This window comes from Streptomyces sp. NPDC111656, from assembly GCF_055656965.1.
Genome location: NZ_JBVKCA010000019.1, coordinates 147,710 through 164,291, shown reverse-complemented (window position 1 = coordinate 164,291; position 16,582 = coordinate 147,710). Strand labels below are relative to the sequence as shown.

Below are 16,582 nucleotides of genomic sequence, written 5' to 3'. Positions count from 1 at the left end.
GGTCCGCAGACAAAGAACGCACCCGAGCGTCAGCTCAAGCGCCGGGCGCCCGCCGAGGGCACCGCCGGAAAGACCCGAGGAGCCGTGTAACCGGCGGAGCCGAACGCCTCGGTGACCGCCTTCGTCACCGTGTCCACATCCGCCGACTCCACCAGCACGATCGCCGAGCCACCGAAGCCGCCCCCGGTCATCCGCGCACCCAGCGCCCCCGCGGCGTTGGCCGTGGCGACCACCAGGTCCAGTTCCTCGCAGGAGATCCGCAGGTCGTCCCGGAGCGAGGCATGCCCGTCCGTGAGGACCGGCCCGATGGCCCGGACATCCCCGGCGTCCAGCAGCGCGATGACCCGTTCCACCCGGTGGTCGTCGGAGACGACGTGGCGGACGTATCGGCGTACGCGCTCGTCCGACAGGCGCGCGAGCGCCGCGTCGAGCTCCTCGTACGCGACATCCCGCAGATGCGAGACCCCGAGCTGCCGCGCGCCCTCCTCGCACCCTTCGCGCCGCTCGGCGTACGCCCCGTCGCCCAGCGCGTGCTTCACCCGCGTGTCGACGACCAGCAGCTCCAGCCCCTGGGAGGCCAGATCGAAAGGGACCTGCCGGATGGACAGATCGCGGCAGTCGAGGTGCAGGGCGTGCCCCTCGGTGCAGCACGCGGACGCCGTCTGGTCCATGATCCCGCAGGGCACGCCGACGAAATCGTTCTCGGCGCGCTGGGCGAGGCGGGCCAGTTCGGGACCGGTGAGGCCGAGTTCGTACAGGTCGTCGAGGGCGAGCGCCGTCACGACCTCCAGAGCGGCGGAGGAGGACAGGCCCGCCCCCGTCGGCACGGTCGAGGCGAGGTGCACGTCCGCGCCCGTCACCGCGTGCCCCGCCTCGCGCAGCGCCCACACCACGCCCGCCGGGTACGCGGCCCAGCTGGTGTTGGTCAGCGGCGCCAGCTCGTCGACATGCAGTTCGACGACCGGGCCCTCGATGTCGGCGGAGTGCAGCCGCAGCACCCCGTCCGTGCGCCGGGACACCGCCGCCACCGCCGTGTGCGGCAGGGCGAGCGGCATCACGAACCCCTCGTTGAAGTCCGTGTACTCGCCGATCAGGTTGACCCGCCCCGGCGCCGCCCAGACGCCTTCCGGTGCGGTCCCGTACAGCTCCTCGAACCCCTCGCGAACGCCCACCGAATTACCTACCGCTCCTTGTTCTGCGCGAACGCCCACGCGTCCGCGACGATCCCCGCGAGATCCGCGCGGGACGGGTTCCAGCCGAGCCGCTCGCGCGCGGTCGCCGCCGAGGCTACGAGCACGGCCGGGTCCCCGGCCCGGCGCGGGGCCACGACCTCGGGGATCGGGTGCCCCGTGACCTGTCGGACGGTCTCGATGACCTCGCGGACGGAGAAGCCGTTGCCGTTGCCGAGATTGCAGATGAGGTGCTCACCGGCGGTGGCCGCCTCGACGGCCAGCAGGTGCGCCTCCGCCAGGTCCGCCACGTGGATGTAGTCGCGGACGCAGGTGCCGTCCGGCGTCGGGTAGTCGTCGCCGAACACGGAGATCGCGTCACGGCGCCCCTGCGCGACCTGGAGGACGAGCGGGATGAGGTGCGACTCGGGGTCGTGGCGCTCGCCCTGCGCCCCGTACGCGCCGGCCACGTTGAAGTAGCGCAGCGACACCGCGCCCAGTCCGTGGGCCGCCGCCTCGCCGGTGATCATGTGGTCGACGGCGAGCTTGGAGGCGCCGTAGGGGTTGGTGGGCCTCGTCGGCGCGGACTCGACGATCGGGGTCTGCTCCGGCTCGCCGTACGTGGCGGCCGTGGAGGAGAAGACCAGCTTGCGCACGCCCGCCTCGCGCATCGCCGCGAGCAGCGCCATGGTGCCGCCGACGTTGTTGTCCCAGTACTTCTCGGGCTTCACGACGGACTCGCCGACCTGTGAGAACGCGGCGAAGTGCAGCACGGCGTCGTACGAGGAGTCCAGCCACTTGCCGGCGTCGCGGATGTCGCCCTCGATGAAGGAAGCCCCCGCCGGGACGCCCTCGCGGAAGCCCGTCGACAGGTTGTCGAGGACCGTCACCTCGTGACCGGCCTCGATCAGATGCTGCGCGACCACGCTGCCGACATAACCCGCGCCACCCGTGACCAGGTACTTCCCACTCATGAACTCGCTACCTCTCGCAGTCGCTGGGCCGCGGCTTCCGGCGGCACGTCGTTGATGAACACGCTCATGCCGGACTCGGAACCCGCGAGGAACTTCAGCTTGCCGGAAGTGCGGCGAATGGTGAAAAGCTCGAGGTGAAGCGCGAAGTCGTCCCTGCTCACACCCTCGAACTCCGCCAGCGCGCCGAACGGCGCCTGGTGCCAGGCGGCGATGTACGGCGTCGGAGGCTCCCCGTTACCGAAGATCCGGTCGAAGCGCCTCAAGAGTTCCAGATAGACCTGGGGGAACTCTGTGCGTGCCTCCTCGTCGAGCCCGAGCAGGTCGGGCACCCGCCGCTTGGGGTAGAGGTGGACCTCGTAGGGCCAGTGCGCGGCGTACGGCACGAAGGCGACCCAGCTCTCGGTCTCCAGGACGATCCGGTCGCCCTCGGCGAGTTCGCGTGCGACGACGTCGTCGAAGAGGTTCTGGCCGCCGGTGGCCTCCTTGTGCGCGGCCAGCGAGCGCAGCATCAGGGCCGTACGCGGGGTGGTGAACGGGTAGGCGTAGATCTGCCCGTGCGGGTGGCCGAGGGTGACGCCGATCTCCTCGCCGCGGTTCTCGAAACAGAAGACCTGTTCCACGGAGGGGAGGTGGGACAGCTCCGCCGTGCGGTCCGTCCACGCCTCCAGGACGAGCCCCGCCTGCTCCTCGGTGAGGTCGGCGAAGGACGAGTCGTGGTCGGAGGTGAAGCAGACGACCTCGCAGCGCCCGGAGTCGCCGGCGAGCGAGGGGAAACGATTCTCGAAGACGACCACGTCGTACGAGGAGTCCGGGATCTCACTCAGCCGGCCGCCCTGCGAGGGGCACAGGGGGCACTCGTTCGCCGGGGGGTGGTAGGTGCGCCCCTGGCGGTGCGAGGCGATCGCGACCGAGTCGCCGAGGAGCGGGTCTCGGCGCACCTGGGAGCTGGTGACGGTGGGCTCCAGCGGGCGGTGGTCCACCGCGTCGCGCACCGTGTTGTCGCCCGAGTCGTAGTAGATCAGCTCACGACCGTCAGCAAGCCGGGTCGAGGTCTTCTTCACCGCTGGACTCCTCATCCACACCACACCCAACCATCAAACAGAACCGAACACAACAAACCACAAAGCAACAGGAACGTCAATGCCTGCGGGGGTTTGGGGGGTGTCTGTGAAGCTTGGGCGGCATCGTGGGACTCATGGGGCATGGATACGGGCATGCATGCCCCCACATACCTCGCCGCAGGGCTCCGGCTCCCCACGAACGGGCTCGACTACACGATCCTCGGCATCTACTTCGTCGTCGTGCTCGGGATCGGTTTCGCCGCCAAGGCCTCGGTCAAAACCAGCCTCGACTTCTTCCTCTCCGGGCGGTCGCTGCCCGCCTGGATCACCGGCCTCGCGTTCATCTCCGCCAACCTCGGCGCGACCGAGATCCTGGGGATGGCCGCGAACAGCGCACAGTACGGCGTCTACACCGTGCACTGGTACTGGATCGGCGCGATCCCCGCCATGGTGTTCCTGGGCCTGGTGATGATGCCGTTCTACTACGGCTCGAAGGTCCGCTCGGTCCCCGAGTTCCTGCTCCTGCGCTTCGACAAGGCGGCGCACCTGCTGAGTTCGATCCTGTTCGCCTTCGCGGCGATCCTGATCGCGGGCGTCAACCTGTACTCACTGGCGATCGTGGTCGAGGCGCTGCTCGGCTGGCCGCAGTGGGTGGCGATCGTGATCGCGGGGTTCTTCGTCCTGGCGTACATCACGCTCGGCGGCCTGTCCTCGGCGATCTACAACGAGGTGCTGCAGTTCTTCGTGATCCTCGCGGCCCTGATCCCGATCGCCGCGCTCGGCCTGAAGCGGGTCGGCGGCTGGGACGGTCTGACCCACTCGCTCGACAAGACGCACGGCAGTGACTTCACCACCGCCTGGGGCGGTACGGGCATCGGTCATGTGAACCCGCTGGGCGCGAACTGGCTGACCATCGTCCTCGGCCTCGGCTTCGTCCTCTCCTTCGGCTACTGGACGACGAACTTCGCGGAGGTGCAGCGCGCGCTCTCGGCGAAGAACCTGTCGGCGGCCCAGCGCACCCCGCTCATCGCGGCGTTCCCCAAGATCTTCATCGTCTTCCTGGTGATGATCCCGGGCCTGGTGGCGGCGGTCCTGGTGCCCAGGATCGGCACGAGCGGCTCGAACCTCCAGTACAACGACGCGGTCCCGTACCTGATGCAGGAACTGCTGCCGAACGGCGTGCTGGGCATCGCGGTGACGGGGCTCCTGGCGGCCTTCATGGCGGGCATGGCGGCCAACGTCTCGTCGTTCAACACGGTGTTCACGTCGGACATCTGGCGGCGATACGTCGTGACCGACCGGGAGGACTCCTACTACGTCCGCTTCGGCCGCCTGATCACGGTGATCGGCGTCCTGGCGTCGATCGGCACGGCGTTCCTGGCGTCGTCCTTCTCCAACATCATGGCCTACCTGCAGACCCTCTTCTCCTTCTTCAACGTGCCGATGTTCGTGGCCTTCATCGTCGGCATGTTCTGGAAGCGCGCGTCGGCGAAGTCGGGTTTCTGGGGCCTGTTGGCGGGCACGACGGCGGCGATGGTCAATTACTTCGTCATCTACAAGCAGGGGATCATCGCCATCCCCTCCGACCAGGGAGCCAACTTCGTCTCGGCGATCGCGGGCTTCGTGGCCGGCGCCGTGGTGATGGTCGCGGTCTCCCTCTTCACGGCCCCCAAACCGGCGGAGGACCTCCAGGGCCTGGTCTACGGCACCGTCTCCCCCGGCATGGCCGAGCCGCCGGCCGTGGGCGACGACGCGTGGTACCGCAGGCCGGCACTGCTGGGCTGGGGCGCGTTGATCCTGGCGGCCGCCTGCTACATCCCGTTCTCGTTCTGACGCAGGAGGCCTGAGCAACCATGTCCGACCACTATTCGGACCGTGATGTCCAGCGCGAGGTCACGGAGCTGGAGCAGCAGTCCGCGACCGCGACCCGTCTCTTCGACATCCGCACCATCATCGGCGGCCTGTTCGTCGTCTACGGCGTCATCGTCACCCTCGCGGGCCTGACCGCCTCCGACGCCGAACTCGCCAAGGCCCAAGGCGTCAACATCAACCTCTGGACCGGCCTCGGCATGCTCGCCCTGGGCATCTTCTTCCTGCTGTGGCTGTGGCTGCGCCCGCTGGCTCCGCCCGTGCCGTTGCCCGACGAGGAACGATCGCTCTAGGTGGTCGCCCGTTCACAGTAGAGGGCGGCCCTGTTCGCATCATCTTCTCCACGCGCCTCTGACCTGCGCCTTTCTTCCCGGCGAGGGCCTCGACGGCCACCACGACCTGGAGTGAATAGGACAAATGGAGTTGCCGGCGGCCACGCCGCGAGGCCTCCTGAGCTCGGGGATACCTCCCCGGCTTCCTCACTCACACACAATGAAAGGCGTGGAATGTTCCATTTCAAGCGCTTCGGAACCGCTGTCGCGTCGGCCGCGGCCCTGGCCTCCCTGTCCCTGGTCATAGCCCCGGCGGCAATGGCGGCTACGGACCCGCAGCCCGTCACGCCCGTCGTCCAGGAGTCCAAGGGTCCGAAGCCCCCGAAGCCCCCGACGACGCCCCCGACGACCCCGCCGCTCTGCGCCACTCTGAGCGGTGAGCTCTCCACGCACCTGCAGGCCGCCGCGACGGCTCTGGCCGCCACGCCGACGCCCAACCTCGCCGCGGCCCAGGCGGCAGTCTCCGCAGCCCGGGAAACGGTCGCACAGCTCCGCGCCGCCGGGTGCCTCCCGGAAGCGCCTCCGACGCAGCGGACCTGCGCGGCCCTCGCTGTGCAACTGCAGGCGGACCTGCAGGTCCTCGCCGCCGCGCTGGCGGCCAACCCGCCCGTCCCGGCCAACATCACCGCGGCGCTGAACGCGGTGCTGGCCACCGATGCGCAGCTCACCGCGGCGTGCACGTGACCGGTCGTTCACCGTGCACCGTGTCGGTGACTCACACGATTGACATCGCAGTCTGAGCGTGTGGCGTCGTGGCGTTGGGTTCGGCGGTACTGCACCGTCGATCCCAACGCCTTTCGCGTACTCGGTCGACCCGCCACACACCCTCGGCAGGGTGACTACGTGGGCCGAGGGTCTTCCGTACTCCCGAGCACCGCCGTCACCGGCCCCGCCCGGTCCAGCAGCCCCGTCCGCGCGGCCAGGGCGGCCGCCTCGAGCCGCGACCCCACCCCCAGCTTCATCAGCACCCGCTGGACATGGGTCCTCGCGGTCGACGGGGCTATCCCCATACCGGCCGCGATGAGCCTCGTGTCCTCCCCGTCCGCGACCCTCACCAGGACCTCCACCTCGCGTGGGGTGAGCATCTGCAGGAGCCGCTGGCCCTCGTCGTCCGGTTGGGCGGCGGGGTTCAGCAGCTCACTGAAGGCGCCCTGGAGCAGGGCGGGGGCGACCGCCGCCTCGCCCGCCCTCGCCTTCATGATGGCGCGCTCGACTCCCTCTATCCGCTCGTCGTGGCGTACGTAGCCCGACGCGCCCGCGGCGAACGCGGCGGCGATGCCGCGCGGGTTCGGGACCGGCCCCAGAACCAGGACCGCCACCTGCGGACGCTCCCGCTTGATCCTGATCACCGGGTCGAAGATTCCCGGCTCGGCGGGTGTCGCCGTGCCGATCAGGCACACCTCCGGTGCCCTGGTGATCACCAGCTCCGCCGCTCCCGCGGCGGGCGCCGCCGCGGCGAGCACCCGGTGCCCCCGCAGTTTCAACGCCGAGGCCAACGCCTCGGCGAGCAGTCGGTGGTCGTCGACCACCATGAGCCGCACTCCCATCGAGCAACCCCCCAGTCCCCCCAAGCATCCCCACTGGTTCCCCGTGGATTAGGAGCCCCCCGGCTCTCCATCCCCCGGAAGCTACACGCTTGTTCGACGTTGCGCTTCCCCTACTGGTGAGAAGTGCCCCGGAATATCGAAATTCCTCGCATTCGGGAGTGATGAGGGGTAAGCGAACGGCCCCGTCCCTGAGCTGGGACGGGGCCATGGTCAAAGGAAGTTGACCTACTGCGTGCCGAACGCGATCGCCAGGTACTCCTTCTCGGAGGCGCTGTACGGCTTGTGGGCGTAGATCGCGGACATGTACAGGTGACCCTCGCTGTAAAAGATCTCGGCGTAGTCCGGGAGCATGCTCGTCTCCGCGTCGCGGATCGCCTCGGTCGCCGGGTTCTCCAGGAGCTTGGTCTCCTTGAAGGAGGTGCCGTCGATGCTCACGATCTGACCGCCCTTGTCGTAGGGCGGACGCTTGTACGCGAGGAGGTTGCCGCCGTCCATGCGCAGCGGGGAGATGTCGTAGCCGTCGCCCGCGTCCGCGCGCTGGCCGGTCTGCTTGCCGGTGCCCAGGTCGAAGGCGACGATCTCGTTGATCTGGCCGGACTGGCCGCCGTCGTGCTGCTCGGTCGGGATGTAGAGCCTGTCGTTGCCGACCACCAGCTTCGCGCAGCCCTCGATCCTGGTGATGCCGTCGCACTTGGCGGCGTACGTCTTGCCCGGCGCGGAGATCCTGGTGCGCAACTGGCCGGTCTTGTTGTCGATGGAGAAGAAGTCCGAGATGCCGCTGCCGTCACCGGCGGACTCGCCGACGTCGGCGGCCACCACCAGCGGGTCGGTCGACACGACGCTCGCGTACTCGATGCCGGGCGACATCTTGTACTCCGAGATCACCTTCCCGGACGTCGGGGCGATGGTCTGGATGTGCAACTGCCGCGTACTGCCGGACTCGCCGCACTTGCGGACCGCGACCAGCTTGTCGCCGCCGCCGTACCCGGCGTCGTAGCAGCTGTCCGTGGGCTTGGGTGCCCACAGCGCCTTGCCGGTGGAGATGTCGAACGCGGCGCCACCGCTGGTGCTGCCCACGGCGACGGTGTTCGCGCTGGTGGTGACGTTGTCGAGGCCGATCTTCTGGTCACCGGACTTGACCGTCTTCGTCCATAGCAGCTTGCCCGCGGCGAGGTCGAGGGCGGAGACCTCGCTGCAGCCGTGGGAAGGCTTCGCCTTGGTCGGCATGGCGGGCTCGTAGACGATCGCGGTCCGGTCGGCGTCGGTGGTGTGGCGGCTGGCCGTGCACACCGGGCCGGGGAGTTTGATCGTCCAGGCCTTGGCGCCGGAGTCGGGGTCGTAGCCGTTGATCTCGGCGTCGCCGCTCTTGGCGTACACCTTGTCGGTGAGCCAGGAGCCGACGGTGGACACGCTGGTCTCGGCGGGCACGGCGGGCGCGGGGATCTGGAAGAGGACCTTGGAGCCGGTGTCGGCGGGGACCTTCTCCTTGCCGGTGGAACCGGTGGTCTTGTCGCCGCCCGAGCCGCCCTTGCCTCCGGTGCCGCCGCTCGTACCGGAGGAGTTGCTCTTGCTGTCGTCCTTGCCGGAGCTCGCGTACCAGACCCCGCCGCCGATGATCAGCGCGACGGCCGCGACGGCCGCCACGATGATGACCACCTGGCTGTTCGGCTTCCGCCCGCCGCCCCCGCCCTGGGGAACCTGCGGCTGCATCGGGTAGGTCGGCGGCTGCTGCGGATAGCCGTAGCCGTACGGGGGTCCCGGGGGCTGGGCGGGCTGCTGGCCGGGGTAGCCGTAGCCCGGCTGGGCCGGGGGCCCCGGCGGGGGTGCCTGCTGCGGGTAGCCGTAACCGGGACCCTGCGGAGGCTGCGGGGCGCCGAACCCACCGGGCGGCGGAGCCTGCGGCGCACCGAACCCACCCGGCGGAGGGTCCTGCGGCGCGCCGAAGCCACCTTGTGGGGGCTGGTTCGGCGGTGGTGGGGGCGGCGGCTGGCTCATGACGTGTCTACCTCGGATGCGGATGCGTTGGGGACGGAGATGCGGGAGACGAAGAAGGTGACGAACGGGGCGAAAGTGGCGTGAGCGTGCGTCACTTGCCGTAGGCCAGCATCAACTTCTCCTTCGACTGGTCGTTGCCCGTCAGCCGGGTGGTGGAGATGTAGAAGCGCCCGTCCACGTAGTCGACCGCCTTCGAGAAGAAGCCGTTCTCCACCGACGCCGTGCCCTTCGGGTTCTGCAGCAGCTTGGTGGTCTTGTGGCTGCTTCCGGTGGTGGGGATCGACACGATCTGCCCACCGGCGTCGTACGACGGCTCGACGTACGCGATCAGCCGCGTGCCGTCCATCTTCAGCGGCAGCATCGACTCGGCGACCGGGGACTTGACGCGCCACTTCTCCTTGCCGGTCGACAGGTCGAAGGCGACGATCTCGTTGGCGCCGCTCTTCGCCTCGGTCGGCAGATAGAGCGTGTTCGCGTCGGCGGCGGTGCCGAAGCAGCCCGTCAGATCGCGGTCGAGGATGGCGAAACCGCACTCGGGCCTGAAGGCGTCGCTGCTCTTGAGCTGCGAGCGGACGGCACCGTTGTCCTTGAACGTGGTGACGTTGACCTTCTTCTGGTCCTTGTTGGTCATGTAGATGACGACGGGGTCGACGGAGTACGTGCGCTCGACCGTCCAGCCCTTGGGGATCTTCGTGGTCCACTTGGCCTTGCCGGTGGCCGGGTCCAGCTGCTGCACCTCGTCGTGCTCGGTGTCGGTGGCGGCACCGCAGGAGGCGACGGACAGCAGCTTGGCGCCGCCCGCGAACGCGGACGGGAAGCAGGCCTGGCCGTAGTTCTTCTTGTCCCAGAGCTTCTTGCCGCTGGTGATGTCGTACGCCGTGCCGGACTGCGAGCGACCGACCATCAGCGTCTTGCCGGTGACCGACAGTTCGATGGTGAGCGTGCTGTCGAAGAGCGCTCCGTCGGCGACCTTGCCGCTCCAGCCCTTGGCACCGGTGTCGAGGTCTATCTGCTGCAGCTGGTTGCACTTGGCGTTGTCGCCGGCACCGCTCTTGTACGCCACGACGACCTTGTCGTCGGACGTCTTCTGCGGGGTGACCGCGCAGATCGGCTGCGGGAACGTGATCGGGTCCCAAGTGGGCTTGCCGTCCCCGACGTTGTACGCGAACACCTGCGTGTACGCGGCCTTCACCGCCGCCTTGTCGGTGATCCACAGGCCGGGGGCGTCGGCGCCGGATCCGGGTGCGTCGGGCGCCTGCTTGTACCAGAGCACCTTCGCCTCACCGGCCTGGCGGCCCGCGTTGAGGTTCTCGGGGTCCCCGCCACCGTTGCCGCTGCCGTCACCGGGGTTGACCGGATCGGCGGAGGAGGAGGCCTTCCCGCCCTTGCTGCCCTGGGCGACCGGCTTCTTGCCGTCGTCGCCGCCCCCGCCGCTGACGGCCCAGACCGTCCCGCCGACGACGAGCAGCGCGGCCACGGCGGCGCCGACGACCATGGCCGGGCGGCCCTTGAAGGGACTCTTGGAACCACCGGGAGGAGGCGGAGGCGTACCCGGGCCGCCGGGATACTGCGCCTGGCCCGGGTAGCCGTACCCGGACCCGTATCCGGGCTGCTGACCGTATGCGGGCTGCTGACCGTACGGGCCGGGCTGCGCGTACGGACCGGGCTGGGCGTACGGCCCCGGCTGCTGCGGCGGTTGTGCGTACGGTCCCGGCTGCTGCGGCGGTTGTGCGTACGGGCCGGGTTGGGCGTAGGGCCCGGGCTGCTGCGGATATCCGTAACCGGGTGCCGGCGGACCGGCGGGCGGAGGGGGCGTGCCTGGGGGCGTGTTGGGGGGTGCGCCGAACCCTCCCTGCGCCGGTGCCGCCGGTGGAACCGGTGGCGTCGACGGCGTCGGTGGCTGGTCCTGCGGTGCTCCGAAGCCACCCTGCGGCGGCTCACTCGGCGGCTGACTCATCAGCGCGTTCCCCCTAGTTCACTGATGTGGCGCCCCACCGGCGGCGCGGTCGGCGGCGCCGATTTCGCGCCACACCGGTGGTTCTCAGACTGTTCTCAGACGGACCTTTCTATCACTCTGGAGACCTCGAACAAGGGGCCGGTACTCCCCCTGTTCCCAAGGGAGGACCGGCCCGTGATGCCCTCGTTATGCGCCTTCACGCCCCCTTCACGGGACGCGCGCGCCACCTGCCAGGGGCTTACGCGTCCTCGGCGAGCTCCAGCCAGCGCAGCTCCAGTTCCTCGCGCTCACCGATCAACTGACGCAGTTCGGCGTCGAGTTCGGCGACCTTCTCGAAGTCCGTCGCGTTGTCGGCGATTTGGGTGTGGAGCTTGCTCTCCCTCTCGGAGATCTTGTCGAGCTGACGCTCGATCTTCTGCAGCTCCTTCTTCGTGGCGCGGGCGTCGGCGGCGGAGGCGGCCCTGGCGGACGGCGCGGGCGCGGCGGCGAGCACGGCGGCCGCGGCGACCTCCTCCATGCGCTTGCGCCGCTCCAGGTACTCGTCGATCCCGCGCGGCAGCATCCGCAGGGTGCCGTCACCGAGGAGCGCGAACACGTTGTCCGTCGTGCGCTCGATGAAGAACCGGTCGTGGGAGATCACGATCATCGAGCCGGGCCAGCCGTCGAGCAGGTCCTCCAGCTGGGTCAGCGTCTCGATGTCGAGGTCGTTGGTGGGCTCGTCGAGGAAGAGGACGTTCGGTTCGTCCATGAGCAGCCGCAGCAGCTGGAGCCGCCGGCGCTCACCACCGCTGAGGTCCCCGACGGGCGTCCACTGCTTCTCCTTGTTGAAGCCGAACGTCTCGCAGAGCTGCCCCGCGGTCAGCTCGCGTCCCGTGCCCAGGTCGACCCGGTCTCGGACGGCCTGCACGGCCTGCAGCACCCGCCAGGTCGGGTCGAGCTCGGCGACCTCCTGCGACAGATAGGCGAGCTTGACGGTCTTGCCGGTGCTGATCCGCCCGGCGACGGGCTGCGTCTCCCCCTCGCTGCGGGCGGCCTCGGCCATGGCGCGCAGAAGGGAGGTCTTGCCGGCTCCGTTCACACCCACGAGCCCGACCCGGTCGCCGGGCCCGAGCTGCCAGGTGAGGTGCTTGAGCAGGACCTTCGGGCCCGCCTGCACCGTCACGTCCTCAAGATCGAAGACCGTCCTGCCCAGTCGCGAGCTGGCGAACTTCATCAGCTCGCTCTTGTCGCGGGGCGGCGGCACGTCCGCGATCAGCTCGTTGGCGGCCTCGACGCGGAAGCGCGGCTTGGAGGTACGGGCGGGGGCGCCGCGCCGCAGCCAGGCCAGCTCCTTGCGCACCAGGTTCTGCCGCTTGACCTCCTCGGTGGCGGCGATGCGCTCACGCTCCGCGCGCGCGAAGACGTAGTCGGAGTACCCGCCCTCGTACTCGTACACCGCGCCCTTCTGCACATCCCACATACGGGTGCAGACCTGGTCGAGGAACCACCGGTCGTGGGTCACGCACACCAGCGCCGACCGCCGCTCCCGCAGGTGCTGGGCGAGCCAGGCGATGCCCTCCACGTCCAGGTGGTTGGTGGGCTCGTCGAGGATGATCAGGTCCTGCTCCTCGATGAGCAGCTTGGCGAGCGCGATACGGCGGCGCTCACCGCCGGAGAGCGGGCCGATCACCGTGTCGAGCCCCTGCGGGAACCCCGGCAGGTCAAGGCCGCCGAACAGTCCCGTCAGGACGTCCCTGATCTTGGCGTTGCCCGCCCACTCGTGGTCGGCGAGGTCACGGATGACCTCGTGCCGGACGGTGGCGGTGGGATCGAGGGAATCGTGCTGGGTCAGCACTCCCAGATGCAGCCCGCCGGAGTGCGTGACACGGCCGGTGTCGGCCTCCTCCAGCTTGGCGAGCATGCGGATGAGGGTGGTCTTGCCGTCGCCGTTCCGCCCGACCACACCGATCCGGTCGCCCTCGCTGACGCCGAGGGAGACTCCGTCGAGCAGGGCACGGGTGCCGTACACCTTGCTGACGGACTCGACATTGACCAGGTTGACGGCCATTTCTCTCCTGAACAAGGGGGACGATCGACCCTCAAGGGTAGTCCGGCTCCCTCACCTCCCGAGCCACACGGGTGGGTCTGCGGCTGCGGGCCGGTGGGGGCCTGGGGCGCAGCCCCGGCCCCCAGGGGCGCGGGGCTGTGACACGTATGCGGCTCCGCCGCGCGGGCGCGACCAGCCCCCACCGGCCCGCAGACAACGCACCGCACCACATACTTACGCGGCCGCAGGCCGACCGCGTCCCGCCCGCTCCACCAGCAGCCACCCCACGAGCGTCATCGCCACGGCGACCGGAGCCGTCACCCGGACGGCGATCAGTACCGCCGTACGCCCTTCCAGCAACCCGCCGAACCCGACCGTGGAGAGCCCCAGCACCCCGAAGAGGCACAGCGTCACGCCGAGCGCGGCGGCCGGCCGCGCGCCCGCGGGCGACACCCCCGACGCTCCCAGGACCACGGCAGAGGGCTGTTCGAACCTCCGGAACACGGTGACGAGCAGGGCCGTCACCGCACCGGCCACCACCACCCGCACCGGCACCTGGGCCCACCACGCCCCCGTCGCGGGCTCCGGCAGCCGTACACCGAGGGCCAGCAGCGCCCCGTACACGCCGAGCATCGCGGTGAGGTGCCACAGGAAGGCCGTCATGGACACGCCGTTCGCCGCGACGACCGCACGCCACACCCGTGGCCGGCGCAGCCACCGCCGCGCGGGGCCCCGCAGCGACTCCACCCCGCCGACCAGCCACAGCCCGTGGCACAGCAGCACGAAGGTGGGCGGCGCCATGTTGGAGATCTTCTCGCCGGGCATCCCCACCATGGACAGCGGATACGGCCCGTACGCCACCAGCAGCACCACCCCGGCGAGCCCGGCGCCCGCGAGGAGGTAGGGGCGTCGCAGCTTCCCGTCCGCGCGCAGGAATCCGAGCTGGTGGACGGCGAGCCAGACGAAGGCGAAGTTCAGGAACTCGACGTACGGCACCCCGAACCCGAACCGCAGCACGTCCACGAGCCCGGCCGCGGCGACGAGCCCGCCGAACGCGCCCCACCCGTACCGCTCGTGCAGCCGTAGCAGCGGCGGGGTGAAGGCCACCATCGCCAGATAGATCCCTATGAACCACAGCGGCTGGGCGACGAGTCGTAGCGACACGTCCAGCAACCCGCCCTCCCTGCCCGCGAGTTGCAGAGCGATCGCGAGCGCTCCCCACACGCCGATGAACACCACGGTCGGCCGCAGCAGCCGCTGCAACCGGGCGCGCAGGAACACGGAGTAGAGAGCCGCTCCTCCGTTCTCCCCGTTCTCTCCGTGCTCCCCGTGCTCCCCGTTCTCTCCGTGCTCCCCGGCCTTGCGTCGCAGCGAGCGGTACGACAGCGCGTGCGAGAAGCCGCCGACGAAGAAGAAGACGGGCATGACCTGGAGGGCCCAGGTGAGCAGTTGGAGGCGGGGCTCCACGGCGAGCAGGTTTCCGACCTCGGCCCGTCCGTCGCCGCGCACCGACACGGCGGCCATCAGCCAGTGCCCGAGCACCACCGTGCCGAGGGAGGCGACCCGCAGCAGGTCGACGTACTTGTCGCGCGAGGCGGGTGTGGCCGCGGCGAGGACGTGAGCGCTTGATGCCATACGAGTACGGTCGCGCCGTCCGCCGCTACGGCGTCAGCGCGCCCGTACTCAATTCGCCTCTGAGTACCGCGCGCCCGTGACTTGCCTCCGAGTACCGGGTGCCCGTGACGTGTCCGTGCGGGGTCAGACGACCGTCGCGCCGGGGGCGGGGCCGTCGGTGACCCGTACCGTCCGGCAGGTACCGGAGGCGCGCAGCGCGTCGGCGACCGCCCCCGCGGACTCGGCGTCCGCCGCGAGGAAGGCCGTGGTCGGCCCCGAGCCGGAGACCAGGGCCGCGAGCGCACCGGCGTTCCGCCCGGCGGCGAGCGTGTCGGCGAGGGCCGGGAAGAGGGAGAGTGCGGCGGGCTGCAGGTCGTTGGAGACGGCGCGGGCGAGGGCCCCGGCGTCCCCCTCGGCCAGCGCGTCGAGCAGCTCCTGCGAGGCGACCGGCTCCGGGATCCGCACACCCTCGTTCATCCGGTCGAACTCCCGGAAGACCGCCGGGGTCGACAGCCCGCGCTCGGCGATCGCGAAGACCCAGTGGAAGGTCCCGCCGACCTCGAGCGTCCGCAGCTGCTCGCCCCGTCCGACACCCAGCGCCGCCCCGCCCACCAGGCTGAACGGCACGTCACTGCCCAACTCGGCGCAGATTTCGAGGAGTTCCTCGCGGGAGGCGTTCGTCCCCCACAGGGCGTCGCAGGCGAGCAGCGCGCCGGCGCCGTCGGCGCTGCCGCCCGCCATGCCGCCCGCGACGGGGATGTCCTTGGCGATGTGGAGGTGGACCCCCGGTTCGACGCCGTACCGGCGGGCGAGTTCGAGTGCCGCGCGGGCCGCCAGGTTCGTGGCGTCGAGGGGGACCTGGTCGGCGTCCGGGCCCTCGCAGGTGATCCGCAGCTCGTCCGCCGGCGTCACGGTGACCTCGTCGTACAGCCCTACGGCGAGGAAGACGTTGGCCAGGTCGTGGAAGCCGTCGGAGCGGGCGGCGCCGACGGCGAGCTGGACGTTGACCTTGGCGGGGACACGTACGGTCACGACGTCCGTGCCCGTGCCCGTGCCGCTGCCCCTGCCCGTGTGCGTGTGCGTCGTGGGCTCGGTCTTCGACTCCGTCACGGCTGAGCGCTCTCCTTGTTCTCGGCCTTGCTCTCGACCTTGTTCTCGGCGATACGGGCGAACTCCTCCACCGTCAGCGACTCCCCACGGGCCTGCGGTGAGACCCCGGCGGCGACGAGCGCGACCTCGGCGGCGGCCGCGGAACCGGCCCACCCGGCGAGGGCGGCGCGCAGCGTCTTGCGCCGCTGGGCGAAGGCGGCGTCGACGACCGCGAAGACCTCGCGCTTGGAGGCCGTGGTCCTGATGGGCTCGGCGCGCCTGACGAGCGACACGAGGCCGCTGTCGACGTTCGGCGCGGGCCAGAAGACGTTCCGTCCGATGGAGCCGGCCCGCTTCACGTCGGCGTACCAGTTGGCCTTGACGCTCGGCACGCCGTACACCTTCGAGCCGGGGTCGGCGGCGAGCCGGTCGGCGACCTCGGCCTGCACCATCACCAGCGTGCGCTCGATGGTCGGGAAGGTGGCGAGCATGTGCAGCAGCACGGGGACGGCGACGTTGTACGGGAGGTTCGCGACGAGGGCGGTGGGGGCGGGGCCGGGGAGCTCGTCCACGTGCATGGCGTCGGAGTGCACGAGTGCGAAGCGGTCGGCACGGGCCGGCATACGGGCGGCGATGGTCGCCGGGAGCGCCCCCGCGAGTACGTCGTCGATCTCCACGGCGACGACCCGGTCGGCCGCCTCCAGCAGTGCGAGGGTCAGCGAGCCGAGGCCGGGGCCGACCTCGACGACCACGTCGTCGGCCCGCACGCCGGCGGTGCGCACGATGCGGCGCACGGTGTTGGCGTCGATCACGAAGTTCTGGCCGCGCTGCTTGGTGGGCCGCACGCCGAGGGCACCCGCGAGCTCGCGGACGTCGGCGGGGCCCAGGAGGGCGTCGGGGGTGGGGCTGTTCACGCCCCAAGACTACGGGGGTGCGGGCCGCGCCCCGA

At 70.3% G+C, this 16,582-nt stretch carries 13 protein-coding genes; 3 read left to right on the top strand and 10 right to left on the bottom strand.

Going from position 1 to position 16,582, the window contains the following annotated elements; genetic code table 11:
- Nucleotides 1–29 precede the first annotated feature (29 nt).
- The 3 genes from galK to galT are packed head-to-tail and all read right to left on the bottom strand — an operon-like array spanning nucleotide 30 to nucleotide 3,204.
- The gene (galK, locus tag ACZ7M3_RS40895) at nucleotides 30–1,172 is read right to left on the bottom strand and encodes a galactokinase (protein WP_095854201.1); all 1,143 of its coding nucleotides are present in this window, start codon (nucleotides 1,170–1,172) and stop codon (nucleotides 30–32) included.
- An 8-nt stretch (nucleotides 1,173–1,180) separates the two neighbouring features.
- The gene (gene galE / locus ACZ7M3_RS40890; protein ID WP_261687611.1) at nucleotides 1,181–2,143 is read right to left on the bottom strand and encodes a UDP-glucose 4-epimerase GalE; all 963 of its coding nucleotides are present in this window, start codon (nucleotides 2,141–2,143) and stop codon (nucleotides 1,181–1,183) included.
- Nucleotides 2,140–3,204, bottom strand: a complete 1,065-nt coding sequence (gene galT, locus ACZ7M3_RS40885) for a galactose-1-phosphate uridylyltransferase (protein ID WP_472070474.1) — start codon at nucleotides 3,202–3,204, stop codon at nucleotides 2,140–2,142. Before galT ends, galE begins: the two co-directional genes overlap by 4 nt.
- Nucleotides 3,205–3,357: 153 nt before the next feature.
- Here galT and ACZ7M3_RS40880 point away from each other — a divergent pair, with 153 nt between their 5' ends.
- From ACZ7M3_RS40880 to ACZ7M3_RS40870, 3 genes are all read left to right on the top strand, one after another.
- Nucleotides 3,358–5,037 (top strand): sodium:solute symporter family protein, encoded by a 1,680-nt coding sequence (locus tag ACZ7M3_RS40880; protein ID WP_177324015.1) that lies wholly within the window; start codon nucleotides 3,358–3,360, stop codon nucleotides 5,035–5,037.
- 20 nt (nucleotides 5,038–5,057) lie between these two features.
- Nucleotides 5,058–5,366 (top strand): hypothetical protein, encoded by a 309-nt coding sequence (locus ACZ7M3_RS40875; protein ID WP_472070472.1) that lies wholly within the window; start codon nucleotides 5,058–5,060, stop codon nucleotides 5,364–5,366.
- A 213-nt stretch (nucleotides 5,367–5,579) separates the two neighbouring features.
- Nucleotides 5,580–6,089 (top strand): hypothetical protein, encoded by a 510-nt coding sequence (locus ACZ7M3_RS40870; protein ID WP_472070470.1) that lies wholly within the window; start codon nucleotides 5,580–5,582, stop codon nucleotides 6,087–6,089.
- 155 nt (nucleotides 6,090–6,244) lie between these two features.
- On the opposite strand, the gene ACZ7M3_RS40865 is transcribed toward ACZ7M3_RS40870, so the two are convergent.
- The 7 genes from ACZ7M3_RS40865 to rsmA all read right to left on the bottom strand — a co-directional run bounded on the left by ACZ7M3_RS40865 (nucleotide 6,245) and on the right by rsmA (nucleotide 16,547).
- Nucleotides 6,245–6,952, bottom strand: coding sequence for a helix-turn-helix transcriptional regulator (locus ACZ7M3_RS40865; protein WP_095854196.1), 708 nt, complete (start codon nucleotides 6,950–6,952; stop codon nucleotides 6,245–6,247).
- A 225-nt stretch (nucleotides 6,953–7,177) separates the two neighbouring features.
- The gene (locus ACZ7M3_RS40860) at nucleotides 7,178–8,947 is read right to left on the bottom strand and encodes an outer membrane protein assembly factor BamB family protein (RefSeq protein ID WP_472070468.1); all 1,770 of its coding nucleotides are present in this window, start codon (nucleotides 8,945–8,947) and stop codon (nucleotides 7,178–7,180) included.
- A 91-nt stretch (nucleotides 8,948–9,038) separates the two neighbouring features.
- Complete coding sequence (locus ACZ7M3_RS40855; protein ID WP_472070466.1) at nucleotides 9,039–10,904, bottom strand: outer membrane protein assembly factor BamB family protein; 1,866 nt, start codon at nucleotides 10,902–10,904, stop codon at nucleotides 9,039–9,041.
- A gap of 238 nt (nucleotides 10,905–11,142) precedes the next feature.
- Nucleotides 11,143–12,951 (bottom strand): ABC-F family ATP-binding cassette domain-containing protein, encoded by a 1,809-nt coding sequence (locus ACZ7M3_RS40850; protein ID WP_472070464.1) that lies wholly within the window; start codon nucleotides 12,949–12,951, stop codon nucleotides 11,143–11,145.
- A 213-nt stretch (nucleotides 12,952–13,164) separates the two neighbouring features.
- Nucleotides 13,165–14,565 carry an acyltransferase family protein gene (locus ACZ7M3_RS40845; RefSeq protein WP_472070462.1) on the bottom strand — a complete coding sequence of 467 codons (1,401 nt, stop codon included), beginning with the start codon at nucleotides 14,563–14,565 and terminating at the stop codon, nucleotides 13,165–13,167.
- A 123-nt stretch (nucleotides 14,566–14,688) separates the two neighbouring features.
- Nucleotides 14,689–15,576 carry a 4-(cytidine 5'-diphospho)-2-C-methyl-D-erythritol kinase gene (locus tag ACZ7M3_RS40840; RefSeq protein ID WP_472070522.1) on the bottom strand — a complete coding sequence of 296 codons (888 nt, stop codon included), beginning with the start codon at nucleotides 15,574–15,576 and terminating at the stop codon, nucleotides 14,689–14,691.
- Nucleotides 15,577–15,650: 74 nt separating this feature from the next.
- Nucleotides 15,651–16,547: a 16S rRNA (adenine(1518)-N(6)/adenine(1519)-N(6))-dimethyltransferase RsmA gene (rsmA, locus tag ACZ7M3_RS40835; protein ID WP_388202625.1), complete on the bottom strand. Its 897-nt coding sequence runs from the start codon at nucleotides 16,545–16,547 to the stop codon at nucleotides 15,651–15,653.
- Nucleotides 16,548–16,582 lie beyond the last annotated feature (35 nt).